Below are 24,789 nucleotides of genomic sequence, written 5' to 3' on the forward strand. Positions count from 1 at the left end.
CGCACATGTCCCTTGGACAGAACATTTCCAGAGCCATCTTGCAATGGCCGGTCAGCGGCTTGGTCAATCACAAGAGCCTGCCGGAAAACCCCATCACCGAGCTCAAGCTGGATCCGGCCAGACCCATCGTCTACGCCCTGAAGACCAGCTCGATCACCGACCTGATGACCCTGCAACAGTGCTGCGAGGATCTCGGCCTGCCCGGCCCCTTCACCCCGCTGGAGCTGAACGGCCAGTTGCTGCCCCGTTATGTCTGTCTGGACCGTCCGCCTCCCCTGTTCGGCAAGCGCAGCAAGCCGCTGCCCTTCATGCAGGAGTTCCACCAGCTGCTGGATCTGCACAAACAGGATCCGGCGCTGGATATCCAGGTGGTACCCGTCACCCTGTTCTGGGGCCGCGCGCCCGGTCGGGAAGGCGAGGAAGCCTCCGGCTGGAACATCATCAGCAGCCTGGCGCCAAACCGCCTCAAGAAGGCGTTGATCGTGATCCTGAAAGGACGTGAGAACTTGGTGCGCTTCTCCCCGCCGCTCTCCCTGCGTCACATGGCGGACAAGCACGGCACCGACGAGGCCATCGCCCACAAGCTGGCGCGGGTTGCCCGCACCCACTTCAGCCGCCAGCAGCTGGCCGCTACCGGCCCCAAGCTGCCCAACCGCAACCTGCTGTTCAAACAGCTGCTCGATTCGAACGTCATTCAGCAGGCCATCGAGGAAGAAGCACAGCGCGAGGGGATCAGCCTGGAGAAAGCCCAGAAACGGGCCCACGGCTACATGGACGAGATCGCCTCCGACTTCTCCTACCGGCTGATCCGGCTTGGCGAGAGCTTCCTCGGCTGGCTGTGGAACAAGCTCTACCGCGGCCTCTCCGTCAACGGCGCCGAGAAGGTGCGCCAGCTGGCCCAGGAAGGGCACGAGATCGTCTATGTGCCCTGCCATCGCAGCCACATGGACTATCTGCTGCTCTCCTACGTCATCTATCACCAGGGGATGGTGCCGCCCCACATCGCGGCGGGCATCAACCTCAACTTCTGGCCGGCGGGCCCGATCTTCCGCCACGGCGGCGCCTTCTTCATCCGCCGTACCTTCAAGGGCAATCCGCTCTACAGCACGGTATTCCGGGAATACCTCAATCTGCTGTTTGCCAAGGGCTATTCGGTGGAGTTCTTCACCGAGGGCGGGCGTTCGCGTACCGGCCGCCTGCTGCCGCCCAAGACCGGCATGCTGGCGATGACCCTGCAGGCCATGATGCGCGGGCTGGACAGACCGGTGACCCTGGTGCCCGTCTATCTGGGCTACGAGCATGTGATGGAGGTGAACACCTACCACAACGAGCTCAAGGGCAGCCGCAAGGAGAAGGAGAGCTTCCTGCAGGTGCTCGGCATCCTGCGCAAGCTGCGCAACTACGGCCGCGGCTTCGTCAACTTCGGTGAGCCGCTGACCCTCAACAATTACCTCAACGAACACGTGCCCAGCTGGAAGGAGCACATCGGCGAGGAGGAGCGTCCCGAGTGGATGGCGCCCACCGTCAACCAGCTGGCCGAGCTGCTGATGACCCGCATCAACGGGGCCGCCGCCGTCAACGGCCTGACCCTGAGCGCGCTGGCACTGCTGGCCGCCGAGCGCCACGCCCTGACCCGCGACGAACTGCAGGCCCAGCTCAACACCTATCTGGATCTGCTCAAGCAGGTGCCCTACAGCCCGCACAGCACTATCCCGGACGAGGATGCCAAGACCCTGCTGGATCAGGCCATGGAGCTCAACAAGTTCGAGGTGAGCGAGGACAAGCTGGGCCAGATCGTCAGCCTGGACCGCTATCAGGCGATCCTGCTGACCTACTACCGCAACAACATCCTCCATCTGTTCGCCATGCCCTCCCTGGTGGCGGCGCTGATCGAGCGCTGCGAGGGGATCTCCCGCAGCGAGATCGTTGCCCGCTGCATCGACATCTACCCGCTGCTCAAGACCGAGCTGTTCCTGCGCTATGAAGAGGACGAGCTGCCGGAGCTGGTCGATGCCCTGCTGGCCGAACTGCAGCGCCAGCAGCTGATCGAGGCCCGCGACGGCGGCTTCTGGGTCAATCCGGTCAACCAGACCTGCCTGCTGCTCTTGGCCGAGAGCATTCAGGAGACTCTGCAGCGCTACGCCATCGTGCTGACCCGGGTGCTGGCCCAGCCCCGCATCGAGGCCGAGCAGCTGGAGGCGGACGGCCTGATGATGGCGGAGCGCCTCGGCACCCTGCACGGCATCAACGCCCCTGAGTTCTTCGACCAGAAGCTGTTCAGCACCCTGATCCACACCCTGCGCAGCGAAGGCTACCTCGACCCGGGCTGCAAGCCGGATCTGGGCCGCTTCCAGGCGCTGGCCGACAACATAGTGCCGCTGCTGAGCACCAAGATCCGACGCACCATCCAGGCCGGCAACCGGCTCTGACCCCGCTCGCACGACACCATAAAAAAGGCCGCAACATGCGGCCTTTTTTCATGATGGGGTTGACTCACAGGTAGTTGATCACTACCCCGGCAAAGATCAGCGCCCCCACGTAGTTGTTGTTGAGAAATGCCTGGAAGCAGGCCTCCCGCTGCCGCTCGCGGATCAGCCGCTGCTGATAGACGAACAGCGCCGCCGCCGCCAGCAGCGACCAGTAGTAGCTGGAGCCCAGCTCGCTTAACTGCCCCACCAGCAGCAGAATCAGCAGGGTCAGCAGCTGCAGCGCGCCGATGATCCGCTTGTCGTGGCGGCCGAACAGGATGGCACTCGACTTGAGGCCGAGCTTGAGGTCGTCGTCTCTATCCACCATGGCGTACTGGGTGTCGTAGGCGATGGTCCACAGCAGGTTGGCGAGAAACACCAGCCAGGCCACCGCCGGCAGGGCATTGGCCTGGGCCGCATAGGCCATGGGAATCGACCAGGAGAAGGCCATGCCGAGCACCAGCTGGGGGATCGGGATGTATCGCTTCATGAAGGGGTAGCAGACCGCCAGCAGCAGGGCCGCGAACGACAGGCCGATGGTGAGCGGGTTCATGGTCAGTACCAGGGCGAACGAGATGAGCGCCAGCACCGCAAACAGCGCCAGCACCTCCCGCGGCTTGACCTTGCCCATGGGCAGCGGTCGGCCGGCGGTGCGCTTCACGTGACCGTCGAAGTTGCGATCCGCATAGTCGTTGATGACGCAACCGGCGGAGCGCATCAGAAACACCCCCACCACGAACACCAGCAGGGTCCAGAGATCCGGCAGGCCGTCAGCCGCCAGCCACAGTGCCCACAGGGTCGGCCACAGCAGCAGCAGGGTACCGATGGGCTTGTCGATGCGGGCCAACTGCACGTAGGCTAGTCCCCGCTCCTTGGTTAACAGATTCACTCCAGCTCCTTGTTGCATGACAGAGAGGGCAAGAAGAGTTCATGGACCAGCAGTGGCCATTGCCCCAGAAACAGACGGGAACGACGTCCCCAGACGATGCCGGCCGGACACCAGGGATTGCTCGCAATCTCGAAACAGGCCAGTTGCAGGTGATCGCGCCGGGCAGGCTCGTCACCAAAGATACGTTCACCCAGGGGTTGCTCACCCAGCTCGCGCAGACCGCTCTCTTGCAGGGCGGCTTCGGCAAACAGGGTCCAGCCCAGTACGGCCGGCCCATGATCGCCGTGCAGGATCACCTCGCGGCACAGCCCCATGGGCTGCTCGGCGACCACCAGCTGCTGCTCGTCGGCGTCGAGGGCGACGCTGCGATTGCCGAACAGTTGTACCGAGAAATGGCGATTGTGGCGGCGCAGGCGCCGGGTCATGGAATCGGCCTCCAGCAACCAGGGCAGCAAGGCCTCGGGCGGCTCGCACTGCGCGGGCGTCTGCCAGGGCACGAGCCGGGCAAGGGGAACAGTCAACTCGGACTTCACAGCTTCACCATCCGGAGATTTCCGTTATCAGGTTAAAATCCGGTTTATTATCCGTAAATCAATCGAGAATTGTAAGAACATCCGTGCTTGACGGCCCCGATGGCAGCATCAAAAATGGGGTATCTCTTGCTGATGAGCCATCCTATGAAGCTATTCAAATTTCTGCTGGTGTTGTTGCTAAGCTGCGGTGCACTTCAGGCCTATGCCTCCGAAGGGGGGGAAGCCCCTGCAGAAGGGGAAGCTGCCGCCGCCAAGCCGGGTTTCTTCTATCACCTGCTGGATCCCGACATCATCACCAACTACCTGAGCGATGGCAAAACCCTCGGCTACGTCCGGGTGACGGTGGAGTTGATGGCCGAGAACGAGGCCGACCTCAAGCTGCTGGAGCAGCATGACCCCCTCATTCGTGACGCCATCATCCGGCTGATGGGCAGCAAGAGTGCCGACCAGATCAAGTCTCTGGTCAGCCGCGAAGACCTGCGCAAGGAGTGCCAGACCCGGGCCAACGAGCTGCTGGTGAAGGAGACCGGCAAGAAGGCGGTGCGCGAGCTGATCTTTACCAAGTTCCTCTATCAGTAATCTCCCGTCACCACGAGCGGGCAGCGAGATCATCCTGGCCCGCTCGCTGTTTTAGAAATGAAAATTGATTACACTAGGGCCCACCGAGTTGTCGAGGTAGTTCGAGATGGGCAACAAGACCCTGTGTGAATGGCGGCGCAGCGAGATCCCGGCCGATCTCAAGACCCTGCGCAAAATCGTGCGCAAACCCAAGTTCGTCTGCGGCAAGTGTGCCCGCAGCGCCAACGACAAGAGCTATCTGTGTCAGCCGCTGCGGTTGAAAGAGAAAGAAGCCTGAGCCGCCAGCCCGGCTATTGATCGGTCCAGCCCTGGCGGCCCTGCTCGAACAGCCGGCGCGCCTGGACGTCATTGGGGCAGACCCCGCGATACTCGCCACCGGAACGGCCCGCCAGATAGAGGTGCTCCGGCCGGCAATACCAGGCCAGTCCCTTCTGATGCCCCTGTTTCCACAGCTCGGCATCCACCTTCTCACCGCACTGGGCCTGATGAAACTCGACCCGCTCGGCGGTAAAGCCCAGCTTGCCGTCGGCCTCCCCCACCTCGCTCCACACCTTCTCGCACGGATCGTCCGAATGGGAGGCGCAGCCCCCGAGCAGAACGGCAAACACTATCACCGAGAGTCGCATAATCATCCTTGAGTGTCGTTTGGGCAGTTCATTCTAGCCAGAGCAGCAGCCCCCTCCAAGCACCTCTCCCCATTCCTGTGAGCCGCCCAAAAAAACAGGCGGGCCCGAGGCCCGCCTGTGTATTCAATACGCGGATTACTGGTCGTCGAGAGGGTCATCATCCTGCCAGCTCTCGTCTTCCCATTCATCCAGCTCTTCTTCCCAGGATTCCGGCTCCCAATCGTCATCGAGATCGTAATCCGGCTTGTGTCCACCCATGCTCATTCTCCTTGGATAGTGCACCCGCACTCAAAGTCTATCCAGAAAAATGGGGCTCGCCAGTCAGGGCTGGATCAAAGTTTGACCAGGGTGCGCCCCGCGATTTGCCCTTGGGTGATGGCTTCGGCGGCCTCCGCCACCTGCTCCAGCCCGATCTCGGTGACCGCCTGCGCAAAGAAGCTGGCGGGCAGATCCCGCGCCAGTCGCTGCCACGCCAATTGGCGGCGCGCCAGCGGGCACATCACCGAATCGACCCCCTGCAACCGCACGTTGCGCAGGATGAAGGGCATCACGCTGGTGGGCAGATCGAAGCCACCCGCCAGCCCGCAGGCCGCCACGGCGCCGCCGTAGTTCATCTGGGCCAGCAACTTGGCCAGCACCTGACTGCCGACGGTATCGACCGCCCCGGCCCACAGCTGCTTCTCCAGCGGCTTGGCGGGCTCCAGCAGCTCGCTGCGCGGCACGATGCGGCTGGCGCCGAGCGCGGTCAACAGCTCGCCCTGCTCCTCTGGACGGCCGGTCAGGGCTGCCACCTGATAACCCAGCGCAGCCAGCAAGGCAACGGCGGTGGATCCCACCCCGCCGGCGGCGCCGGTCACCAGGATCTCGCCGCTCTGCGGGGTCACTCCCGCCTCTTCCAGCGCCAGCACGCAGAGCATGGCGGTCAGACCGGCAGTACCGATGCACATGGCCTGGCGCTCATCCAGCCCGGCCGGCAGCGGCACCAGCCAGTCGGCCTTGACCCGTGCCTGTTCGGCCATGCCGCCCCAGTGCCCTTCCCCCACGCCCCAGCCGGTCAACACTACCTTGTCGCCCGGTTGATAGCGGTCGTCGGCAGACTCGAGCACGGTACCGGCGAAGTCGATGCCGGGCACCAGCGGCCACTGGCGCACTATCTTGCCCTTGCCGGTGATGGCCAGCCCGTCTTTGTAGTTGAGGGAGCTGTAGCTCACCGCCACCCGCACCTCGCCGGCCGGCAGCTGGCTCTCGTCCAGCCGGGTCAGGGTCGGCACCGTCTTGCCGTCTTGGTTTTCCAGTAACAGAGCCTTGAACATGGTTGCCTCTTTGATGAGTGTGAAAGGGGTCAGCTGCTTTGCCGCTTCTGCAGCTGGAAATCGAGGGTCAGCGCCGAGCCCATGACGGGTTCACCGGCCAGCTGACGCAGGATGAGATCGGCCGCCTCCTGCCCCATCCGCTGATAGGGGATGCGGACCGAGGTGAGGGCCGGATAGCAGGCGCGCGCCACGTCCAGATCGTCGAAACCGGCGATGGCGAGCTTGCCCGGCACGTTCAGGTGGCGGCGCTGGCATTCGAACAGCACCCCGGCCGCCAGCTCGTCGTTGACGCAGACCAGCGCATCCAGTTCGGGCCAGCGCAGCAGGAACTCCCCCAGCATGGCCGCCCCCGTGCTGAAGCTGGGCCGCTCCGAGGTGTTGATGATGGCGTCGGGGGAGAGGTAGTTGTCCAGCAGCGCCTTCTGCCAGCCCTGCATGCGCTGCTGCAGCATCCACTGCTCCTGGCGGGCGCAGAGAAAACCGATATTGCGGTAGCCGCGCTCGATGAGATGACGGGTCAGCTGGTAGCCGGCATCGAAGTTGGAGACCCCGACGTTCATGTCGATGGGGCTGCGGGCCATGGCCCCCACCTCCACCACCGGCAGACGGGCCGCCTGCAGCCGCTGGCGGATGGTCTCGCCGGGATCGCTGCCAAACAGCACCACGGCCGCCGGATTGTGCTGCAGAAAGCTGGTCAGCAGGCTCTCTTCCTGCTGTTTGAGGTGCTGGGCATCCCCCAGCATGATCTGGTAACCCTCACCCCGCAGCGTCTGCTGCAGCCCGGCGATCACCTCGCCGCAGCCGCACTCGGTCAGGCTGGGCACGATCACCACTATGGTCTGGGAGGTGGCGGACGCCAGCGCCCCCGCCGCCCGGTTGGGGATATAGCCGAGTTCGTCCACCGCCGCCTCGATGCGCTCGCGCATCTTGTCGGACACCAGCTCGGGGGTGCGCAGGGCGCGCGACACCGTCATGGCCCCCACGCCGGCCAGCTGGGCCACATCGTTGAGGGTCACCCGACCCGTGCTACGGCGTTTCTTCGCTTCTGACATCCTTTCCCTTCCTCGGCATACGGGTGCTCACTTTAAGGCAAAAGCGGGGCACTGACTATTTGCTCAAACCGGATTTTACCTCCTTTGAGCCAGAGAAGGGGCAAGATGAATCCCTTCTATGGGAGAAATGATAGCGCTATCACAGATCGATGTTAGCGCTATCTGGTAGCGCTAACTTTCGCGATCAGGCTCACAGTTATCAGCCGGCAAGATCGCTAGATTGGCGCCATCTTATCCAGCCCGGACATTGCCATGCTGACCCAATTGCTGACCGAGGAGGTCATTTCCATCGAAGCGGGCGCCCGCGACTGGCGCCACGCCATCGAGCTGGCCACCGCCCCCCTGCTGGCCAACGGCACCATAGAGCCCTCCTATGTGGCGGCGCTCTACCGCTCCCACGAAGAGCTCGGCCCCTACTACGTGCTGGGCCCGGGCCTGGCCATGCCCCACGCCCGCCCGGAAGACGGCGTCAACCGGCTGGGACTGGCGCTGACCGTGCTGAAGGAGGGGGTCAACTTCGGCTCCGAGGGCAACGACCCGGTCCGGCTGCTGGTCACCCTGGCCGCCAGCGACAGCGACTCCCACGTGGAGACCATCGCCCAGCTGGCCGAGCTGTTCATGAATGAAGAAGACGTGGCGGCCATCATGGCAGCCACCAGCAAAGACGACATCTTGCGCATCCTGGCGCGTTATTGAGTGGCGCCCTGCGCCCGACAGAGGAAGAGCACATGAAGATTCTGGTTGTATGCGGACACGGCCTGGGCACCAGCCTGATGATGGAGATGAGCATCAAGAGCATTCTCAAGGAGCTGGCCGTGACGGCCGAGGTGGATCATCGGGATCTCGCCTCCGCCGGCAGCGAGCGCGCCGAGATCTTTGTCGCCACCCGTGACATCGCCGAACAGCTGGTCAGCATGGGGGTTGACGGCCGGCTGGTGTCGCTGGACAACATGGTCGACAAGGCCGCCATGAAAGAAAAACTCGCCATCGCCCTGCGCGAGCTGGGCGCACTCTAACCCCTTTTCGACTGTCTGGGCGGCCGGTGAGCCGCCGCTTCCATCTGCTTGGAGCTGACCATGGAATTTTTCAATTTTCTGATGTTTGACGTGCTGTCGGAGCCGGCCGTGCTGGTCGGCCTGATCGCTCTCATCGGCCTGATCGCCCAGAAGAAACCGGTGACCGAGTGCATCAAGGGCACGGTCAAGACCATCATGGGCTTCGTCATCCTGGGGGCCGGCGCCACCCTGGTGGTGAACTCCCTCGGCGACTTCGCCACCATCTTCCAGCACGCCTTCGGCATCAAGGGGGTGGTGCCCAACAACGAGGCCATCGTCTCCATCGCCCAGCAGTCGTTCGGCAAGGAGATGGCGATGATCATGTTCTTCGCCATGCTGGTGAACATCCTGATCGCCCGGCTCACCCCGTGGAAATTCATCTTCCTGACCGGTCACCACACCCTGTTCATGTCGATGATGGTGGCGGCCATCCTCTCCGCCGGCGGCATGAGCGGCATCCCGCTCATCGCGGTGGGCAGCCTGGTGGTCGGCGTGACCATGGTGCTGTTCCCGGCCCTCGCCCACCCCTACATGAAGCAGATCACCGGCTCCGATGACGTGGCACTCGGCCACTTCTCCACCTGCTCCTACGTGCTGGCCGGCTGGATCGGCGCCAAGTTCGGCAACAAGGCCCACAGCAGCGAAGAGGTGCAGGTGCCCAAGAGCCTGCTGTTCCTGCGCGATACCCCGGTGGCCATCTCCTTCACCATGGGCATCATCTTCCTCATCACCTCCGCCTTCGCCGGCCCCGAGTTCGTCGCCAGCGTCGCCAAGGGCAAGCACTGGTTCATGTTCTCTCTGATGCAGTCCATCACCTTCGCCGCCGGGGTCTACGTGATCCTGCAGGGGGTACGGATGGTCATCGCCGAGATCGTGCCGGCCTTCAAGGGGATCTCCGACAAGCTGGTGCCCAACGCCAAGCCGGCGCTGGACTGCCCCATCGTCTTCCCCTACGCCCCCAATGCGGTGCTGATCGGCTTCCTGTCGAGCTTTGCCGCCGGTCTGGTGGGCATGGTGCTGCTCTACCTGCTGGGGCTCACCGTCATCATTCCGGGGGTGGTGCCACACTTCTTCGTCGGCGCGGCGGCCGGGGTGTTCGGCAATGCCACCGGCGGCCGTCGCGGCGCCCTGTTGGGGGCCTTCGCCAACGGCCTGCTGATCACCTTCCTGCCGGTGTTCCTGCTGCCGGTGCTGGGGGATCTCGGCTTTGCCAACACCACCTTCAGCGATGCCGACTTCGGCGTGGTGGGCATACTGCTCGGCCTGATCGTGCGCTGAGCCTCAGCCCGCACGACAAACAAAAACGGAGCGCCATGCGCTCCGTTTTTTTATGTCCGCCTGCCCGGCTTCAGTCGTTCTCCAGGCTGGCGAGGCAGTGGGAAAGAGTGCGCGCCAGCGCCCCCTGGTTGCGCAGCACCACGGCGCGGGCCTGCTCGCCCATCTCCCGGCGCCGGCTCTCGTCGGCCAGCAGCGCACTCACCTGCTCCCCCAGCTCGGCGGCATCGGCCACCACGGCGGCGCCCCCCTGAGCCACCAGCTGGCGGGTGATATCGCTGAAGTTGAAGTAGGCGGGGCCGCTCAGACAGGGTTTGCCGAGCGCAGCCGGCTCCAGCAGGTTGTGGCCGCCCACCTTGACCAGGCTGCCACCGACGAAGGCCACGTCGGCCGCCGCCAGCATCAGCGGCAGCTCGCCCATGGTATCGCCGAGGTAAACCTTGTCGTGCTCGCCGACCGCACCACCCGCCGTGCGCCGCACGCAGCCGTAGGGGGCACACAACGCAGCCACCCGCTCGAACCGCTCCGGATGGCGCGGTACCAGGATCAGCAGGGCCGACGGCTGCGCCGCGAGCACCCGATCGAAGGCGGCCAGCACCTGCTCGTCCTCCCCCTGATGGGTGCTGGCGGCGATCCAGACCGGCCGCTCTGTCCCCAGCAGTTGGCGCAGGGCACGGCCCTTGGCCTGCACCTGCTCATCGAGCTGGATGTCGAACTTGATGGAGCCGGTCACCGCCAGCCGCTCGCGCCCCAGCCCCAGCCGATGGAAACGATCCGCGTCGTCCTGGTGCTGGCAGAGCAAATGGGTCAACGGCCGGCTGAGGGCATCGAACGCCCCCTGAAAACGGCCATAACGCCGGCAGGATCGCTCCGAGAGACGGGCATTGATGATGGTCACCGGCAGGTGGCGCGCCTCGCAGGCGGCCAACCAGTTCGGCCACAACTCGGTTTCCATCACCCAGAGCGCGCGCGGTTTGACGGCATTGAGGAACGCCGCCACCGCCCAGGGGTAGTCGAGCGGCGCGTAGCGGTGCTCCACCAGATCCCCCAGCCTGGCAGCCTGCTCGGCGCCGGTGCGGGTGGTGGTGGTGAGCAGGATCGGCAGATCGGGCCGCTCGGCCTTGAGGGCGCGGATGAAGGGACTGATGGCCAGCGTCTCCCCCACGCTCACCGCATGGATCCAGAGCGGCGCCTCCTGCCCGCTGGCGGGCGTCCGCCCCAGGTGCTCGGCCCAGCGCTTGCCAAAGCCGGGCTTGCCCTTCTTCGGCTTGTAGAGCGCCAGCAGCGCCAGCGGCAACCCCAGGTGGATCAACAGGTTGTAGAGCAGCCGATAGCCCATGCTAGTGCGGCTCCCCGCGTTTGCCCGGCTCGGCGACAAAACGGGGCGGTTCGCCGGGCGGCAGCGCCAGCGGCGGGGCCGGCGTCTCGCTGCACTCCAGCCGGCGGCCAGCCTCGATGACCTGCTCCGGCATCAGCTCGATCAGGCACTTGAGGTGGCCGAACTTGCAGGTGCGCTTGAAGCAGGGGCGACACTCGATGTCGGTGTGGACGATCTCGACCCGGTCCGCCAGCGGCGGGGTGTAGAGCGGCGAGGTGGAGCCATAGACCCCGATCAGCGGCCGGTTGAGGGCGGCCGCGACGTGCATCAGGCCGGAGTCGTTGGCGATCACCCGCCCGGCCAGCGCCATCAGGTCGATCGCCTCGTACAGATTGGTCTTGCCCGCCAGCACGTGGCAGTTGGGGCGCGACAGCGGGTTGATCCGGTCGCGGATGGTGTTGGCCACCGCCGCGTCCTTGGCGGAGCCGAAGATCCACACCTGCCAGCCCTCGTCGAGGTGTTTTTGCGCCACCACGGCGTAGTGGCCCTCCGGCCAGCGCTTGGCCGGGCCGAACTCGGCCCCCGGGCAGAGCACCAGCACCGGGCGGGCGCGATCCAGCCCAAGCCGCTCCAGCGCCTTCTCCTGATTGATGAGATCGACGTTGAGGGCCGGCTGGGGAATGGTCGGGATGTCGGCCCGGCTCTTCATCTGCGCCTTGGGATAGGCCAGCGCCAGGTAGGCCTCCACCATCAGCGGAAAGGCGGACTTGTTGCTGCGCATGTCGTTGAGCAGACCGAAGCGGTGCTCCCCTTTCCAGCCGGTGCGCACCGGGATGCGGGCAAACCAGGGGATCAGCGCCGACTTCATGGAGTTGGGCTGAATGATGGCCTGATCGTACTTTTCGGCCGCCAGCTGCTTGCCGAGCCGGCGGCGGGCCCCCAGCTTGAAGTCACCGTGGCCAAGCGGCATCGGGATGGCTTTGTCCACCTCCGGCATCCGCTCCAACAGGGCACCACACCAGGCGGGCGCCATCACGTGCAGCTCGCTGTCGGGGTGATTGGCCTTGATCGCCTTGTAGAGGCTCTGGGACATCACCATGTCGCCGACCCAGGAGGGGCCGATCACCAATATCTTCATCTCGCGCGTCTCTTGGGCCAAGCCCTGCGGTTAATCGTTGCTGGCCGAGATTATGCCCCAAGAATGGCCCGAGAAATAACAGAAGATCCCCGCACCACCCGCTCTCATGCCAAAAAGCACCCCATTTGAAACTGACGCAGCCCCGACAGCCGGAACCATGCTCCGCCTGCCGTTTTAGGCTAGAATGGGCGCCAATTTGAGCATGGCCCGCCAGCCGGGCGCCAACAAGAGCCTTTAATCCGTGAACAAACCGACTCTGGCGGCTGTCCTTATCGTCAAGAATGAAGCCGAAAACCTGCGCCCCTGCCTCGCCTCCCTCAACGGGCTGGTCGACGAGATCGTCATCATGGACTCCGGCAGCCAGGACGAGACCCCGGCCATCGCCGCCGAATTCGGCGCCCGCTTCTTCGTCAACCCGGTGTGGCCGGGCTTTGGCCGCCAGCGCCGCCTCGCCCAATCCCACGTGCAATCCGACTGGGTGCTGTGGCTGGATGCGGACGAGCGGCTCACCCCCGAGCTGAAAGCCGCCATCGCCACCGTCATGGCCAACCCGGCCAGCGACACCATCTACTCGATCCCGCGCCTCTCCTGGGTATTCGGTCGTTTCATCCGCCACAGCGGCTGGTATCCGGACCGGGTGCTGCGCCTCTATCCCAAGGCGCTCACCAGCTACAACGAGGTGCTGGTGCACGAGAAGGTGGAGGTGCGCGCCAACCTGAAGATCGTCAACCTGCACGGCGACCTGCTCCACTTCACCTATCGGGATCTGGAGCACTACCTGGTCAAGTCCGCCGGCTATGCCCGCGCCTGGGCCGATCAGCGCACCGCCCGCGGCAAGAAGGGCTCCCTCGGCCAGGGGCTGGTTCACGCAGTGGGCTGCTTCCTCAAGATGTACCTGCTCAAGGCTGGCTTCCTCGATGGCAAGCAGGGGCTCTTGCTGGCCATCCTGTCGGCCCACTCCACTTTCGTGAAGTACGCCGACCTCTGGATCCGCCAGCAGCCGCAGGCGCCGGATCAGGCTGACCAGTAAGCCGCAGCACTTCCCCTCATACGAGACAGGGCCCTTCAAGGGCCCTGTCTGCATTCACATCATTTGGTATCAGTGTTCAGCGCGCCAGAACGGCGGCGCCCAGCGGGCGATCGCCGCCGCCATGGTCTTGGGATCGAGCTGGCTCATGTCTTCCGGGTGATCGCTGTCTTCCGGCGGGCTGAACGCCAGGTGGCGCCCTTCGCTGTTGAGCGGACGCCAGCGCAGCGGCGTCGCCGAGCGGTGCGCCGGGAAGAAGCCGATGGTGGGCACATCCAGCGCCGCAGCGATGTGCAGCGGCCCGGTGCTGCCCGCCACGAACAGGGCGGCGTTGGCCATCACCTGGCAAAACTTGGGCAACCCCTCGTCGGAGCGGTAGATCCAGCCGTTGCCGCCGTGGGCCAGCAGCTCGGCCGCCAGCTGTTCGGCGATCTTCTCCTCCCCCGGCCCCGCGGTCAGGATGCACTGCAGCTCGGGACAGGCCTGGTTGAGCTTGATGATGAGGCGGGCGTACTGCTCGATGGAGAGGTTGTTGGCCGAGCCACCGCTGCCGGCATGCACCATCAGCCAGGGGCGACCGGCATCGAGCCGCAGGCGGGCGGCGACCTGCTCGCGCACCTGTTGCAGGCTCTCCGCATCGAAGCTGAGGTAGGGGCCCTGCGGCTCCACCGCGCTCACCTGCTGGTCGGCAAGGAAACGGCGCACCAGATCCAGGTTGTATTCGTACTCCGGCTTCTGGGAGCGGGAGCGGCGCTGGATCAGGCGCTGGTTGTAGAGCACCTGGGCCAGCTTGGTGGCCGGCGCCAACCGGTAGGGAATATGCGCCTTCCACACCAGCATGGCGTTGCGGGAGTTGGAGAAGAGACAGATGGAAGCATCGAAGGCGGCGGCCTTGATGCGCGCCTGCAAGGCGCGTTGCTGTTCCTTGTCGGCCCGTGAGCCCGGATCCAGGATGATCTCATCAATCCAGGGGCAGAGGCGGGCCAACGGTGCCGTGTAGGCAGGAACCAGGGCAGTCACATGACACTCCATGGAGCGCTTGAGCATGGCAAAGCTCGGCCAGGCCAGCATGAAGTCACCAATCTTGTCATTGCGGACTACCAGAATACGTTTCATAAAAAATCCCTTTGCTCCCTGTCACCAATGCAAGGAGGCTTGATGCGCGGTGCGGGTATTCTTGCCTGATGTATCGCTATTCTCAAGCGAAGAGACCCGGTGACCCCGATTTGGATCGGCAAAGCCGGCATCGGGGCGCCAAAACTCGCCCCAAGGCGGTCGCGCCAATCCCCCAACAGACCCTATAATGCGACCAAATTTCCCGGTTGCAGGAATCAGCAGCATGACCAACAAGGTAATCTATCCCGGCACCTTCGATCCCGTCACCAACGGCCATACCGACCTCATCGGCCGGGCCGCCAAACTGTTTGATGAAGTGGTGGTCGGGGTGGCCAACAGCCCGAGCAAGCGGCCGCTGTTCGATCTGGATGAGCGGGTGCAGCTGGCTCGCCAGGTGACCGCCCACCTGCCCAACGTCAAGGTGGTCGGCTTCTCCGGCCTGCTGGTGGATTTCGCCAGGGAGCAGCAGGCCAACGTGCTGATCCGCGGTCTGCGCGCCGTCTCCGACTTCGAGTACGAATTCCAGCTGGCCAACATGAACCGTCGCCTGATGCCGGAGCTGGAGAGCGTGTTCCTCACCCCGGCCGAAGAGAACTCTTTCATCTCCTCCACCCTGGTGAAGGAGGTCGCCCTGCACGGCGGCGACATCCGCCAGTTCGTCGACCCTGCCGTGGCCGCCGCCATCAAGGCCAAACAGACCAAGTAACAACGAAACAGGCTACCCGAGGGTAGCCTGTTTGCTGCAAGGAGCCTGCGCGGCTCAGCCCGCCAGACGCGGGCCCAGCAGTTGCTGACTCGCCAGGGTCAGCTGATCGAGCCACTCGTAACGGCGCCGGTACATGGCCCGCTTCTTGGAGGCGATCTCCTCCAGCGGCTTGCGCTGAGCGGGCTGTAGCCGTACGAAGTTGCTGTCCAGATCGATGGCGCCAAACTCCTGCCACAGCTCGTCATAGTCCGCCTGCAGACAGGCTTTCTTCTTCTTGCTGTAACGCCGGGCCTGATAGATGTGGGCCTTCATCCGCACCGCCGAGATATGCTCGGCCTGCATCGCCTCGGCCAGCTGCATCACCAGCATCACCACCAGCGACTTGGGCCGCAGACCGTGGCCCTCCTTGGTCAGCGCACGCACCTTGTCCTGTGCCTGCTCGATGCAGGGCTCCGGGCCCTGGACCGAACCGATCACCACTGCCAGCCGGTTGGGGGTGCCGGCCAGCGAGAAGGCGCAGCTGTAGAGCCGCTTGCCCTGCGGGTCGACGATGGAGAGGGCCAGCTCCGCCTCGCGGCGGAAGGTGCCGTCGTGGCGCAGCACGATGCGGCAGCCGCTCTCGGGATAACGGCCAAGCTCGATGCCATCCCCCAGATAGAGCGGGTCGATCAGATCCGGGTAGCGGGCCAGCATCAGCCGGTAGTGGTTTTCCAGCATCTCGGCCCGCTCGGTCGCGGTGGAGCCGGCAAAGCGATAGGGCCGCATCGGCTTGTCGAGCAGCTCGGGATAGTGGGCAGGCAGGGCCTTGAGCGGTTCGGCCTGAAACAGCTCGAACACCCGGCTCAGCTGCTGCCGATAGAGCAGGCTGCGCAGCACGAACTTGGCGCGATTGAAGGTTTTGCGGGCGCTGTCATCGGGATAGAGGAAGCGCGCCATTTTTTGGGCACAATAGTGCCCCTGCCGGGACAAATGGTCCCAGTCTATTGATTTAGCTGTCATTTTATTTTCTCAAACCGCCTGAACGGTCGAGATAGTAGTGACAGGCGAGCAAATCTTCAACAGACTGGAAATACTCTCTTACAACTTGGCCATTTCAGGCCAAAAAAACCGCGATTCAGCGCTGGCAGTGGGAACAGAACACGGTGGTACGCTGTCCCAGCCGGATTTCACTGAGCAGAGTGTGGCAGTGGAAGCAGGGCTGGCCGCCCCGCCCATAGACCTGCAGCTGCTGCACGAAATAGCCGGGCTTGCCGTCTGCGCTGGTGAAATCCTTGAGGGTGGTGCCACCCTGCCGAATCGCTTCGGCCAGCACCCTCTTGATCTCGGCCACCAGGGTGCCCAGCCGCTCGGCGCTGATGTTGCCCGCCGCCCGCTTGGGGTGAATGCCGGCGGCGTAGAGTGCCTCGTTGGCGTATATATTGCCCACCCCGACCACCACCTGGTTGTCCATCAGGAAGGTCTTGATGGCGGTGCTGCGCCCCTTGGCGCGCTCACGCAGGTAATCGGCATTGAACGCGTCGGTGAGCGGCTCCGGCCCCAGCTTGGCCAGTAGCGCGTGCGCCTCGGCCGGCTCGCGGGTCCACAGCAGGGCGCCGAAGCGGCGCGGATCGTTGAGCCGCAGCAGCTTGCCGTTAGCCAGCTCGATATCCACGTGATCGTGCTTCTCGGCCGGGGTACCGATCTCCAGCACCCGCAGGCTGCCCGACATGCCCAGATGGAGGATGGCGGTACCGAAGTCGGTCTCCAGCAGCAGGTACTTGGCGCGGCGGCTGACCCGGTGGATGGTGAGATCCACCAGCTCCTGGATTTCCCCCGGCACCGGCCAGCGCAGACGGCCGTCCCGCACCACCACTCGGGTGACCTTGATGCCGGTAAGCCAGGGTGAAATACCCTGGCGGCTGACTTCAACTTCCGGTAATTCAGGCATGGGATCCTCGTGCTGACGCTGAAAAAGGGTTAGGGAGCGGGACGCAGCAGGCTGCGGTACTGCTCCTGGCTCAGGCTGAGCCAGGTCGAGGGCGGCAGCAGGGCGGCAAACTTGCCGCTGTCCTGATAGAGGCCCACCTCGATGGGATCGCTCTGGCCGGCGACCCAGATCTTGAGGGTAACCGGGGTGCCGCGCACGGATTCGCCGGGCGGCAGCAGCCAGCCCTGCCAGGTCTCGATGTGCGTCGCCAGCTGGGCACTGCTGAGCCCCAGATCCGGCCCGCTGCGCCAGCCCTGCCCGATCCGTTCGATCTGCCAGCTCGGCCCCTGCCAGGTGAGCACTACGGCACTCTCGGGCAGCAGCGGACGCGCCCGCTTGGCGCTGTTCTCCTGCTGAGCCAGCTCCAGCCGGTGCAACAGGGTGATCACGATCAGCACCACCACGATGATCACGTTGTTCCAGCCTTTGCGGCTCAGTTTGAACATGGCAAGCCTCCCTTAGAACCGGCAGTGTACTGAATTTCGGCCATAAAAAAACCCGGCACTAGGCCGGGTTTTTGGGAATGCAGCATCAAGCAATTACTTGATTTTGCCTTCCTTGTAGATCACATGCTGACGAACAACGGGATCAAACTTTTTGATCTCCATTTTTTCGGGCATGGTGCGCTTGTTCTTGGTAGTGGTATAGAAGTGACCAGTACCGGCGCTGGAGTTCAGGCGAATTTTCTCGCGAATACCTTTAGCCATGATCTAATTCCTTATACCTTAACACCGCTGGCGCGCAGTTCAGCCAGAACCACTTCAACGCCACGCTTGTCGATGATACGCATGCCTTTTGCGGATACGCGCAGGCTTACGAAGCGTTTTTCACTCTCAACCCAAAAACGGTGAGTGTGCAGGTTCGGCAGGAAACGACGCTTGGTAGCGTTGTTAGCGTGCGAACGGTTGTTACCAACTGCCGGGCGCTTGCCGGTTACTTGGCATACTCTAGACATGTCAGTCTCTCCAAATCTTACTTCATTGCTCGAGCAAATATCTGCCCCGCTGGCCTTCGATTGCGGGGCAAACAGAAGGCGGCATTTTATACAGCATCCGTGATCAAAGATCAACTAATACGGCGCCAGAGCACAGTCATAACCAACCGCGCTCGGCGAAAGAAACCGTGATGCCGTCACCGATCACCAAGTGATCCAGCACTCTGATATCGATCAGGGCCAAGGCGGCCGTGATCCGATCCGTGATCTGGCGGTCGGCCCGACTGGGCTCGGCGACGCCGGACGGGTGATTATGCGCCAGAATCACGGCGGCTGCATTATGTTTGAGTGCGATCTGCACGATTTCTCTGGGCCAGACGCTCGCCGAGTCGAGGGTGCCGTAAAAAAGTTCAACGATTTGAATCACTCGATGCTGGTTGTCGAGCAGCAGCAGGGCAAACACCTCCCGCGGTCGATCCCGCAGCTGAGCCTGCAGATAGTCCCGGGTCAACTGGGGCGAAGTGAGCGGATCGCCTCTTTGCAACTGCTCGGCCAGATGACGCTTGCCCATCTCCAGCACGGCCTGCAGCTGGGCATATTTGGCCGGTCCAAGACCGTGCGCTGCGCAAAAGGCCCGCTGTTCGGCGCCAAGCAGCGCCCGCAGCGAACCAAATTGCTGCAACAGATGGCGGGAGAGATCGACCGCACTCAGGCCACTGACCCCGGTGCGCAGGAAGATCGCCAGCAGCTCGGCGTCGGACAAGCCGCCAGGCCCCTGACGCAACAGCTTCTCACGCGGGCGTTCATCTTCTGGCCACTCCTTGATGCTCATTTGTCTCTCCCTCATGCCTATTGAGAGAAAACATAGCAAAAAATCGCGGGAGCCCGACCACAAGTCCCCCATGTCAGCCTCTGTCGTCGTCCGCTGCCTGTGGTATCTTAGCCGACCAGTCAGAGTGAGCCGGAAGAGAAGCAGCAGATGAGATTGGCCGATAAACGCATCCTGTTGGGTGTCAGTGGCGGGATCGCCGCCTACAAGAGTGCCGAACTGGTACGCCGCCTGAAAGATCAGGGGGCCGAGGTACGGGTGGTGATGACCCGTTCCGCCAAGGAGTTCATCACCCCGCTGACCCTGCAGGCCGTCTCCGGCCACCCGGTGGCCGACAGTCTGCTGGATCCCGCCGCCGAGGCGGGCATGGGTCACATCGAGCTGGCCAAATGGGCCGATCTGGTGCTGATCGCCCCGGCCAGCGCCAACCTGATGGCCCGCATGGCCGCCGGCATGGCCGACGAGCTGCTGACCACCCTCTGCCTGGCCACCCCGGCACCGGTGGCGCTGGCACCCGCCATGAACCAGCAGATGTATCTCAATGCCGCCACCCAGGCCAACCTCAAGACTCTGGCCAGCCGCGGCATCCTGCTGTGGGGGCCGGACTCCGGCAGCCAGGCCTGCGGTGACGTGGGCCCGGGCCGGATGCTGGATCCCCTCGAGCTGGTTGAACGCTGCTGCCAGCAACTCGCCGCCGAGCCGCTGCTGGCCGGGGTCAGGCTGCTGCTCACTGCCGGGCCGACCCGCGAGGCGCTGGATCCGGTGCGCTACATCAGCAACCACAGCTCCGGCAAGATGGGCTACGCCATCGCCCGCGCCGCCCGTGAAGCGGGCGCCGAGGTGACCCTGGTGAGCGGCCCGGTGGCACTGGCCACCCCGGCGGGCGTCACCCGCGTCGACGTGGAAAGTGCCGAGCAGATGCATCAGGCGGTGATGAGCCGGGTCGGCGAGTGCGACCTCTTCATCGGCTGCGCCGCCGTCGCCGACTACCGCCCCGCGCAGGTAGCCAACCAGAAGATCAAGAAGACCGGTGACAACGACCAGATGCAGCTGACCCTGGTCAAAAACCCCGACATCATCGCCGCCGTGGGGGCTTTGTCAGACAAGCCCTTCACCGTCGGATTTGCCGCAGAAACAGTGGATGTGGAACAATACGCCCTCGACAAGCTGCAGCGTAAGCGGCTGGACATGATCGCCGCCAACGACGTATCTCGTGCGGGCCAAGGCTTCAACGCCGATGACAACGCCCTGACCGTGTTCTGGCAAGGGGGTCAAGCACCCCTGCCCCTGGCCGATAAGCTGACGCTGGCTCGTCATCTCATCGCCCTGATTGCAGACCACTACCGGCACTGAGCCAGTCAATCGACCACCTCCACTCCATTAAAAACGATTTATGACAACACAAATTGAACTGAAGATTCTGGATGCCCGCATCGGCACCGATTATCCGCTGCCCGCCTACGCCACACCGGGTTCCGCCGGCATGGATCTGCGCGCCCTGCTAGATGCCCCGCTGACCCTGGCCCCGGGTGATACCACCCTGGTACCGACCGGGCTGGCCATCCACATTCAGGATCCGGGCCTGTGCGCCACCATCCTTCCCCGCTCCGGCCTCGGCCATAAGCACGGCATCGTGCTGGGCAATCTGGTCGGCCTCATCGATTCCGACTACCAGGGCCAGCTGATGGTCTCGGTGTGGAACCGTGGCAATGACAGCTTCACCATGCAGCCCGGCGAGCGCATCGCCCAGCTGGTGATCATGCCGGTCGTTCAGGCCAGCTTCCAACTGGTCGATGAGTTCAATCAGAGCGAACGGGGTGAAGGCGGTTTTGGTTCTTCTGGTCGCCAATAACAGACCACACCAGCCCGCGCGGCGGTGCCTAATAACAGAATCAGGCCATTGTTTTTTTAGGGGAATCCATGGCAAGCAGTAATCAGAAACAGAGTCGGCGCGATCAGATCCTGCAGGCGCTCGCCCACATGCTGGAGACCAGCCCTGGCCAGCGCATCACCACGGCCCGTCTGGCGGCCGAGGTGGGGGTATCCGAGGCCGCGCTCTATCGACATTTTCCCAGCAAGGCGCGAATGTTCGAGGGGCTGATCGACTTTATCGAGGATTCCCTGCTGTCACGGGTCAACCTGATCATGGCCGAAGAGAAGGACACCATGGCCCGCTGCCATCACATACTGCAGCTGCTGCTGGTGTTCGCCGAGCGCAATCCCGGCATCACCCGCATCCTCAATGGCGATGCCCTCTTGGGTGAGCACGACCGGCTGCGGGATCGCATCAGCGTCCTGTTCGACAAGCTGGAGACCCAGATCAAACAGGTACTGCGGGAGAAGCGGCTGCGCGAAGGCCAGGGCTTCCAGCTCGACGAGACCATGCTGGCCAACCTGCTGCTGGCCTACACCGAGGGACGGATCAGCCAGTTCGTCCGCTCCGAGTTCAAAATCAAGCCCACCGCCGGCTTTGAAGATCAGTGGCAGTTTATCCGCAGCCAGCTGCTGCAGAGCTGACAAGCTCAATTTGCAATCAGTAGCGGCAACGCCGCTCCAGACGGGTTGCAGTAAAGAGGGAGGCCTTGGCCTCCCTTGTTTTTTGTGGCACAAAAGAGACGATGAGCACCAGATGCGACCCGGATTGTCGCATTCCAGTGTTAGATTCATGCGTCATAAACCTTTTATCGCCTGACAGGACACCCTATGGAACCCGAAATCATCACCGAAGCGCAGACCTGGCTGGTCAACAACCAGGGCCTGCTGATCGAGTATGCCGTCAACATCGCGGCCGCCCTGATCACCCTGCTGGTCGGCTATATCGCCGCCAACCTCATCAGCAGCGCCGTGGTCAAGGTGATGCAGACCCGCAAGCTGGATACCACTGTCACCCACTTCATTGGCAGCATCCTCAAGTACGCCATCCTGGTGTTCGTGGTGATCGCCGCGCTGGGCCGGGTCGGGGTGCAGACCGCCTCCTTCGTCGCCATTATCGGTGCCGCCGGTCTGGCCATCGGTCTGGCGCTGCAGGGCTCGCTCTCCAACTTCGCCGCCGGCTTCCTGCTCATCATCTTCCGCCCCATCAAGGCGGGCGAGTTCATCGAGGTGGCAGGCACCAATGGCGTGGTGCAATCCGTTCAGCTGTTCACCACCACCCTCACCTCAGGTGACAACAAGATGGTGGTGGTACCGAACTCCGCCATCCTCAACGGCACCATCGTCAACTACTCGCGCATGGATACCCGCCGGGTCGACATGACCTTCGGCATCGGCTATGGCTCCGATCTGCGCAAGGCCAAGCAGATCCTCGAGCGTCTGGTGAATGAAGAGCCGCGCATCCTCAAGGAACCGGCCGCCACCATCGCCGTCGCCGCGCTGGCCGACTCCTCAGTCAACATAGTGGTACGCCCCTGGGTCAAGACCGGCGACTACTGGGGAGTCTGGTTCGACTTCCACGAGAAGGTAAAGCTCACCTTCGATGCCGAAGGCATCGAAATCCCCTTCCCGCAGATGGTCATGCACATGCAAAAGCCGCAGGCCTGAGCCTTTTCCTGAATGACACAATGCCAGCCTCCGGGCTGGCATTGTCGTTTCCGGCCCCCTGACGGGCATAAAAAATCCGGCCACCCTGAGCCGGACTTTGTGTTCAGCATGCCGGGGGCGTCGACTTACACCAGCCGACGAGCCACCCGGTTGAGCAGCGGTTGCACCAGCACATAGCCTCCCAGCACGGCACCGATCACCGCCAGCACCCGTAACGGCAAGGTCGGCGCCGCACTGGTCAGTACCATGGTCAGCAGGCCGATGAGGCCGGTGGCGATCAGGCTCAGAGCAAACAGGGACAACACAGCTTTCATAGCGATCTCCTCATTCCAGACAGTGGCCATCCCTGGGAGATCTCGTCCATTCGCTCATATGCTAGCCAGCCTCCACTACCAACAACTTGCGCCTGCGCATGAAATGAGCGAAAAGGCGTCTGTCGAATACTCTTTTGGCTGCCAGGCCAAACTGCCACCCCACTCACAGCAGGCCCTCGCCCTGAAAGCCCTTTCAGCGGCGGCAAGCCCGACCAAGTATGCGCAAACGCAAGATCCGGCTGCCATCAGTGACTCATAATCGCAGCGTTTTGGTTGTAAACTCGGTCGATGGCAGACAATTGGTAAAGCTCTGTTACACGGGCGGCGCAGCTGGCCCGGTATAATGCTCGAATAATAAGGTTTGGCGGGAGCCTTGCCTGCAAGGTTCATACACAACTTGGAAGACTGATAATCCTATGAAAAACATCAATCCAACCCAGACCCAGGCCTGGCAGGCACTGGAAGCCCACTTTGCAGCGAACAAAGAGACCCGGCTCAAGGATCTGTTTGCCCAGGATCCCCAGCGTTTCGACAAATTCTCCCTCACCTTCGGCGGCGACATCCTGGTCGATTACTCGAAGAACCTGATCACCGAAGAAACCCTCAAGTTGCTGGTTGATCTGGCCAAGGAGACCGATCTTCGCAGCGCGATCGACGCCATGTTCAACGGCGACAAGATCAACATGACCGAAGGCCGCTCGGTGCTGCACGTGGCCCTGCGCAACCGCTCCGACCGCCCCATCGAGAGCGACGGCAAGGATGTGATGCCGGAAGTGAACGCCGTGCTGGCCAAGATGAAAGGCTTCTGCGAGAAGGTAATCGGAGGCGAGTGGAAAGGCTACACCGGCAAGGCGATCCAGCACGTGGTCAACATCGGTATCGGTGGCTCCGATCTCGGCCCGGTAATGATCACCGAGGCGCTGCGTCCTTACAAAAACCACCTGCAGATGCACTTCGTCTCCAACGTCGATGGCACCCACATCGCCGAGACCCTGAAGAAGATCGATCCGGAAACCACCCTGTTCCTGGTGGCCTCCAAGACCTTCACCACTCAGGAGACCATGACCAACGCCCTGACCGCCCGCGACTGGTTCATCAAGATCGCCGGTGACAAGGCCCACGTTGCCAAGCACTTCGCTGCCCTCTCCACCAACGGCAAGGCCGTGGCCGAGTTCGGCATCGACACCAACAACATGTTCGAGTTCTGGGACTGGGTTGGTGGCCGCTACTCCTCCTGGTCTGCCATCGGCATGCCCATCGCCCTCTCCGTCGGTTTCGAGAACTTCGAAGCCCTGCTGCAAGGCGCCTTCGAGATGGACATGCACTTCGCCACAGCCTCCTATGAGCAGAACGTGCCGGTGCTGCTGGCGCTGATCGGCCTGTGGTACAACAACTTCTACGGTGCCGAGTCCGAAGCCATCCTGCCGTACGACCAGTACATGCACCGCTTCCCGGCCTACTTCCAGCAGGGCAACATGGAGTCCAACGGCAAGTACGTGGATCGCAACGGCAAGCCGGTTGACTACCAGACCGGCCCCATCATCTGGGGTGAGCCGGGCACCAACGGCCAGCACGCCTTCTACCAGCTGATCCACCAGGGCACCAAGCTGATCCCCTGTGACTTCCTGGCACCGGCCATCAGCCACAACCCGATCGGCGACCACCACCCGAAACTGCTGGCCAACTTCTTTGCCCAGACCGAGGCGCTGGCCTTCGGCAAGAGCAAGGAACAGGTCGAAGCCGAGTTCCTGGCGGCTGGCAAAACCCTGGAGCAGGTCAAGGAGCTGGTGCCGTTCAAGGTGTTCGAAGGCAACCGCCCGACCAACTCCATCCTGTTCAAGAGCCTGACTCCGAAAACCCTGGGTGCCCTGATCGCCATGTACGAGCACAAGATCTTCGTACAGGGCGCAATCTGGAACATCTTCAGCTTCGACCAGTGGGGCGTGGAGCTGGGCAAGCAGCTGGCCAACAAGATCCTGCCGGAGCTCAATACCGATGCGGCTGTCACCAGCCACGACTGCTCCACCAACGGTCTGATCAACACCTGGAAAGCGTGGAAAGCCTGATTTAGCCGACCTTTCTGAATGCAAAAGCCCCGCTCGATGAGCGGG

Annotated in this window: 29 protein-coding genes; 13 read left to right on the top strand and 16 right to left on the bottom strand. The window is 63.2% G+C overall.

Features of this window, described 5'->3' with window-relative positions:
- Positions 1-5: 5 nt before the first annotated feature.
- Positions 6-2,429, top strand: a complete 2,424-nt coding sequence (plsB, locus tag PG881_RS20850; RefSeq protein ID WP_270802628.1) for a glycerol-3-phosphate 1-O-acyltransferase PlsB — start codon at positions 6-8, stop codon at positions 2,427-2,429.
- Positions 2,430-2,493: 64 nt separating this feature from the next.
- Here the strand turns inward: plsB and ubiA are convergent, their stop codons facing one another.
- On the bottom strand, positions 2,494-3,357 hold the full coding sequence (gene ubiA, locus PG881_RS20855) for a 4-hydroxybenzoate octaprenyltransferase (RefSeq protein WP_011704199.1): 864 nt from the start codon (positions 3,355-3,357) through the stop codon (positions 2,494-2,496).
- Complete coding sequence (locus tag PG881_RS20860) at positions 3,354-3,890, bottom strand: chorismate--pyruvate lyase family protein (protein WP_029302639.1); 537 nt, start codon at positions 3,888-3,890, stop codon at positions 3,354-3,356. The genes ubiA and PG881_RS20860 overlap by 4 nt, the downstream gene beginning before the upstream one ends.
- Before the next feature lie 144 nt (positions 3,891-4,034).
- Between PG881_RS20860 and PG881_RS20865 the strand changes: the two genes are divergently transcribed.
- Both PG881_RS20865 and PG881_RS20870 read left to right on the top strand, forming a co-directional pair.
- A complete protein-coding gene (locus PG881_RS20865) occupies positions 4,035-4,469 on the top strand; it encodes a flagellar basal body-associated FliL family protein (RefSeq protein ID WP_011704197.1) in 435 nt (144 codons plus the stop codon).
- Positions 4,470-4,575: 106 nt separating this feature from the next.
- Complete coding sequence (locus PG881_RS20870) at positions 4,576-4,746, top strand: hypothetical protein (RefSeq protein ID WP_005307551.1); 171 nt, start codon at positions 4,576-4,578, stop codon at positions 4,744-4,746.
- 13 nt (positions 4,747-4,759) lie between these two features.
- Here the strand turns inward: PG881_RS20870 and PG881_RS20875 are convergent, their stop codons facing one another.
- The 4 genes from PG881_RS20875 to PG881_RS20890 form a co-directional block, all read right to left on the bottom strand.
- The gene (locus tag PG881_RS20875) at positions 4,760-5,101 is read right to left on the bottom strand and encodes a DUF2799 domain-containing protein (protein ID WP_011704195.1); all 342 of its coding nucleotides are present in this window, start codon (positions 5,099-5,101) and stop codon (positions 4,760-4,762) included.
- Positions 5,102-5,230: 129 nt separating this feature from the next.
- Positions 5,231-5,353, bottom strand: coding sequence for a hypothetical protein (locus PG881_RS20880; RefSeq protein WP_016349017.1), 123 nt, complete (start codon positions 5,351-5,353; stop codon positions 5,231-5,233).
- A gap of 74 nt (positions 5,354-5,427) precedes the next feature.
- Positions 5,428-6,408, bottom strand: coding sequence for an acrylyl-CoA reductase (NADPH) (acuI, locus tag PG881_RS20885; protein ID WP_043160333.1), 981 nt, complete (start codon positions 6,406-6,408; stop codon positions 5,428-5,430).
- Positions 6,409-6,437: 29 nt separating this feature from the next.
- On the bottom strand, positions 6,438-7,460 hold the full coding sequence (locus PG881_RS20890; RefSeq protein WP_024946139.1) for a LacI family DNA-binding transcriptional regulator: 1,023 nt from the start codon (positions 7,458-7,460) through the stop codon (positions 6,438-6,440).
- A 252-nt stretch (positions 7,461-7,712) separates the two neighbouring features.
- On the opposite strand from PG881_RS20890, the gene PG881_RS20895 reads away from it, so the two are divergent.
- Genes PG881_RS20895 through PG881_RS20905 form a run of 3 tightly spaced genes read left to right on the top strand, consistent with a single transcriptional unit; the run spans position 7,713 to position 9,793 of the window.
- Positions 7,713-8,156, top strand: a complete 444-nt coding sequence (locus PG881_RS20895; protein WP_049046508.1) for a PTS sugar transporter subunit IIA — start codon at positions 7,713-7,715, stop codon at positions 8,154-8,156.
- 32 nt (positions 8,157-8,188) lie between these two features.
- Positions 8,189-8,476 (top strand): PTS sugar transporter subunit IIB, encoded by a 288-nt coding sequence (locus PG881_RS20900; RefSeq protein ID WP_026142047.1) that lies wholly within the window; start codon positions 8,189-8,191, stop codon positions 8,474-8,476.
- Between the two features lie 60 nt (positions 8,477-8,536).
- Entirely contained in the window at positions 8,537-9,793 is a 1,257-nt protein-coding gene (locus tag PG881_RS20905; RefSeq protein WP_011704190.1) for a PTS ascorbate transporter subunit IIC, read from the top strand.
- A gap of 70 nt (positions 9,794-9,863) precedes the next feature.
- Here PG881_RS20905 and waaA read toward each other — a convergent pair whose 3' ends face one another.
- Positions 9,864-11,129: a lipid IV(A) 3-deoxy-D-manno-octulosonic acid transferase gene (gene waaA, locus PG881_RS20910; RefSeq protein WP_270802634.1), complete on the bottom strand. Its 1,266-nt coding sequence runs from the start codon at positions 11,127-11,129 to the stop codon at positions 9,864-9,866.
- Position 11,130: 1 nt separating this feature from the next.
- Positions 11,131-12,246 (bottom strand): lipopolysaccharide heptosyltransferase II, encoded by a 1,116-nt coding sequence (waaF, locus tag PG881_RS20915; protein ID WP_016349010.1) that lies wholly within the window; start codon positions 12,244-12,246, stop codon positions 11,131-11,133.
- Positions 12,247-12,487: 241 nt separating this feature from the next.
- On the opposite strand from waaF, the gene PG881_RS20920 reads away from it, so the two are divergent.
- Entirely contained in the window at positions 12,488-13,276 is a 789-nt protein-coding gene (locus PG881_RS20920) for a glycosyltransferase family 2 protein (protein WP_270802637.1), read from the top strand.
- A 69-nt stretch (positions 13,277-13,345) separates the two neighbouring features.
- Here the strand turns inward: PG881_RS20920 and PG881_RS20925 are convergent, their stop codons facing one another.
- Positions 13,346-14,389 carry a glycosyltransferase family 9 protein gene (locus PG881_RS20925; protein ID WP_029302645.1) on the bottom strand — a complete coding sequence of 348 codons (1,044 nt, stop codon included), beginning with the start codon at positions 14,387-14,389 and terminating at the stop codon, positions 13,346-13,348.
- Between the two features lie 223 nt (positions 14,390-14,612).
- Here PG881_RS20925 and coaD point away from each other — a divergent pair, with 223 nt between their 5' ends.
- Positions 14,613-15,095: a pantetheine-phosphate adenylyltransferase gene (gene coaD, locus PG881_RS20930; protein ID WP_011704185.1), complete on the top strand. Its 483-nt coding sequence runs from the start codon at positions 14,613-14,615 to the stop codon at positions 15,093-15,095.
- 54 nt (positions 15,096-15,149) lie between these two features.
- On the opposite strand, the gene PG881_RS20935 is transcribed toward coaD, so the two are convergent.
- From PG881_RS20935 to radC, 6 genes are all read right to left on the bottom strand, one after another.
- The gene (locus tag PG881_RS20935) at positions 15,150-16,031 is read right to left on the bottom strand and encodes a VirK/YbjX family protein (RefSeq protein WP_017411133.1); all 882 of its coding nucleotides are present in this window, start codon (positions 16,029-16,031) and stop codon (positions 15,150-15,152) included.
- A 178-nt stretch (positions 16,032-16,209) separates the two neighbouring features.
- Positions 16,210-17,022, bottom strand: a complete 813-nt coding sequence (mutM, locus tag PG881_RS20940) for a bifunctional DNA-formamidopyrimidine glycosylase/DNA-(apurinic or apyrimidinic site) lyase (RefSeq protein WP_270802640.1) — start codon at positions 17,020-17,022, stop codon at positions 16,210-16,212.
- A 29-nt stretch (positions 17,023-17,051) separates the two neighbouring features.
- A complete protein-coding gene (locus PG881_RS20945; RefSeq protein WP_043160322.1) occupies positions 17,052-17,507 on the bottom strand; it encodes a hypothetical protein in 456 nt (151 codons plus the stop codon).
- Positions 17,508-17,600: 93 nt separating this feature from the next.
- Complete coding sequence (gene rpmG / locus PG881_RS20950) at positions 17,601-17,768, bottom strand: 50S ribosomal protein L33 (protein ID WP_005307500.1); 168 nt, start codon at positions 17,766-17,768, stop codon at positions 17,601-17,603.
- A gap of 11 nt (positions 17,769-17,779) precedes the next feature.
- Entirely contained in the window at positions 17,780-18,016 is a 237-nt protein-coding gene (rpmB, locus tag PG881_RS20955) for a 50S ribosomal protein L28 (protein ID WP_005307492.1), read from the bottom strand.
- 136 nt (positions 18,017-18,152) lie between these two features.
- Positions 18,153-18,827: a RadC family protein gene (radC, locus tag PG881_RS20960; protein ID WP_270802643.1), complete on the bottom strand. Its 675-nt coding sequence runs from the start codon at positions 18,825-18,827 to the stop codon at positions 18,153-18,155.
- Positions 18,828-18,974: 147 nt separating this feature from the next.
- Between radC and coaBC the strand changes: the two genes are divergently transcribed.
- The 4 genes from coaBC (at position 18,975) to PG881_RS20980 (ending at position 22,364) form a co-directional block, all read left to right on the top strand.
- Positions 18,975-20,177 (top strand): bifunctional phosphopantothenoylcysteine decarboxylase/phosphopantothenate--cysteine ligase CoaBC, encoded by a 1,203-nt coding sequence (gene coaBC, locus PG881_RS20965; protein ID WP_017411129.1) that lies wholly within the window; start codon positions 18,975-18,977, stop codon positions 20,175-20,177.
- Between the two features lie 40 nt (positions 20,178-20,217).
- Positions 20,218-20,676, top strand: a complete 459-nt coding sequence (dut, locus tag PG881_RS20970) for a dUTP diphosphatase (RefSeq protein WP_017411128.1) — start codon at positions 20,218-20,220, stop codon at positions 20,674-20,676.
- Between the two features lie 68 nt (positions 20,677-20,744).
- Positions 20,745-21,341 (top strand): nucleoid occlusion factor SlmA, encoded by a 597-nt coding sequence (gene slmA, locus PG881_RS20975; RefSeq protein ID WP_011704178.1) that lies wholly within the window; start codon positions 20,745-20,747, stop codon positions 21,339-21,341.
- A gap of 186 nt (positions 21,342-21,527) precedes the next feature.
- Positions 21,528-22,364, top strand: a complete 837-nt coding sequence (locus tag PG881_RS20980) for a mechanosensitive ion channel domain-containing protein (RefSeq protein ID WP_270802646.1) — start codon at positions 21,528-21,530, stop codon at positions 22,362-22,364.
- A 125-nt stretch (positions 22,365-22,489) separates the two neighbouring features.
- Here PG881_RS20980 and PG881_RS20985 read toward each other — a convergent pair whose 3' ends face one another.
- Positions 22,490-22,678, bottom strand: a complete 189-nt coding sequence (locus PG881_RS20985; protein ID WP_005323764.1) for a holin — start codon at positions 22,676-22,678, stop codon at positions 22,490-22,492.
- Positions 22,679-23,094: 416 nt separating this feature from the next.
- On the opposite strand from PG881_RS20985, the gene pgi reads away from it, so the two are divergent.
- Positions 23,095-24,744 (top strand): glucose-6-phosphate isomerase, encoded by a 1,650-nt coding sequence (gene pgi / locus PG881_RS20990; protein ID WP_270802647.1) that lies wholly within the window; start codon positions 23,095-23,097, stop codon positions 24,742-24,744.
- Positions 24,745-24,789: the final 45 nt, after the last annotated feature.

The sequence above is a fragment of the Aeromonas sp. QDB54 genome (assembly GCF_027707385.1).
GTDB lineage: Bacteria > Pseudomonadota > Gammaproteobacteria > Enterobacterales > Aeromonadaceae > Aeromonas > Aeromonas hydrophila.

Bases quoted from the DNA above. Each gene is read 5' to 3' on its own strand.
- waaF (WP_016349010.1), bottom strand. From the start codon at position 12,246: ATGAAGATATTGGTGATCGGCCCCTCCTGGGTCGGCGACATGGTGATG.
- PG881_RS20925 (WP_029302645.1), bottom strand. From the start codon at position 14,389: ATGAAACGTATTCTGGTAGTCCGCAATGACAAGATTGGTGACTTCATG.
- coaD (WP_011704185.1), top strand. From the start codon at position 14,613: ATGACCAACAAGGTAATCTATCCCGGCACCTTCGATCCCGTCACCAAC.
- waaA (WP_270802634.1), bottom strand. From the start codon at position 11,129: ATGGGCTATCGGCTGCTCTACAACCTGTTGATCCACCTGGGGTTGCCG.
- rpmB (WP_005307492.1), bottom strand. From the start codon at position 18,016: ATGTCTAGAGTATGCCAAGTAACCGGCAAGCGCCCGGCAGTTGGTAAC.
- dut (WP_017411128.1), top strand. From the start codon at position 20,218: ATGACAACACAAATTGAACTGAAGATTCTGGATGCCCGCATCGGCACC.
- slmA (WP_011704178.1), top strand. From the start codon at position 20,745: ATGGCAAGCAGTAATCAGAAACAGAGTCGGCGCGATCAGATCCTGCAG.
- PG881_RS20935 (WP_017411133.1), bottom strand. From the start codon at position 16,031: ATGGCGCGCTTCCTCTATCCCGATGACAGCGCCCGCAAAACCTTCAAT.
- PG881_RS20900 (WP_026142047.1), top strand. From the start codon at position 8,189: ATGAAGATTCTGGTTGTATGCGGACACGGCCTGGGCACCAGCCTGATG.
- PG881_RS20980 (WP_270802646.1), top strand. From the start codon at position 21,528: ATGGAACCCGAAATCATCACCGAAGCGCAGACCTGGCTGGTCAACAAC.
- PG881_RS20905 (WP_011704190.1), top strand. From the start codon at position 8,537: ATGGAATTTTTCAATTTTCTGATGTTTGACGTGCTGTCGGAGCCGGCC.
- PG881_RS20890 (WP_024946139.1), bottom strand. From the start codon at position 7,460: ATGTCAGAAGCGAAGAAACGCCGTAGCACGGGTCGGGTGACCCTCAAC.
- PG881_RS20875 (WP_011704195.1), bottom strand. From the start codon at position 5,101: ATGATTATGCGACTCTCGGTGATAGTGTTTGCCGTTCTGCTCGGGGGC.
- rpmG (WP_005307500.1), bottom strand. From the start codon at position 17,768: ATGGCTAAAGGTATTCGCGAGAAAATTCGCCTGAACTCCAGCGCCGGT.
- PG881_RS20865 (WP_011704197.1), top strand. From the start codon at position 4,035: ATGAAGCTATTCAAATTTCTGCTGGTGTTGTTGCTAAGCTGCGGTGCA.
- PG881_RS20895 (WP_049046508.1), top strand. From the start codon at position 7,713: ATGCTGACCCAATTGCTGACCGAGGAGGTCATTTCCATCGAAGCGGGC.
- radC (WP_270802643.1), bottom strand. From the start codon at position 18,827: ATGAGCATCAAGGAGTGGCCAGAAGATGAACGCCCGCGTGAGAAGCTG.
- PG881_RS20880 (WP_016349017.1), bottom strand. From the start codon at position 5,353: ATGGGTGGACACAAGCCGGATTACGATCTCGATGACGATTGGGAGCCG.
- coaBC (WP_017411129.1), top strand. From the start codon at position 18,975: ATGAGATTGGCCGATAAACGCATCCTGTTGGGTGTCAGTGGCGGGATC.
- mutM (WP_270802640.1), bottom strand. From the start codon at position 17,022: ATGCCTGAATTACCGGAAGTTGAAGTCAGCCGCCAGGGTATTTCACCC.
- PG881_RS20985 (WP_005323764.1), bottom strand. From the start codon at position 22,678: ATGAAAGCTGTGTTGTCCCTGTTTGCTCTGAGCCTGATCGCCACCGGC.
- plsB (WP_270802628.1), top strand. From the start codon at position 6: ATGTCCCTTGGACAGAACATTTCCAGAGCCATCTTGCAATGGCCGGTC.
- PG881_RS20945 (WP_043160322.1), bottom strand. From the start codon at position 17,507: ATGTTCAAACTGAGCCGCAAAGGCTGGAACAACGTGATCATCGTGGTG.
- PG881_RS20870 (WP_005307551.1), top strand. From the start codon at position 4,576: ATGGGCAACAAGACCCTGTGTGAATGGCGGCGCAGCGAGATCCCGGCC.
- acuI (WP_043160333.1), bottom strand. From the start codon at position 6,408: ATGTTCAAGGCTCTGTTACTGGAAAACCAAGACGGCAAGACGGTGCCG.
- pgi (WP_270802647.1), top strand. From the start codon at position 23,095: ATGAAAAACATCAATCCAACCCAGACCCAGGCCTGGCAGGCACTGGAA.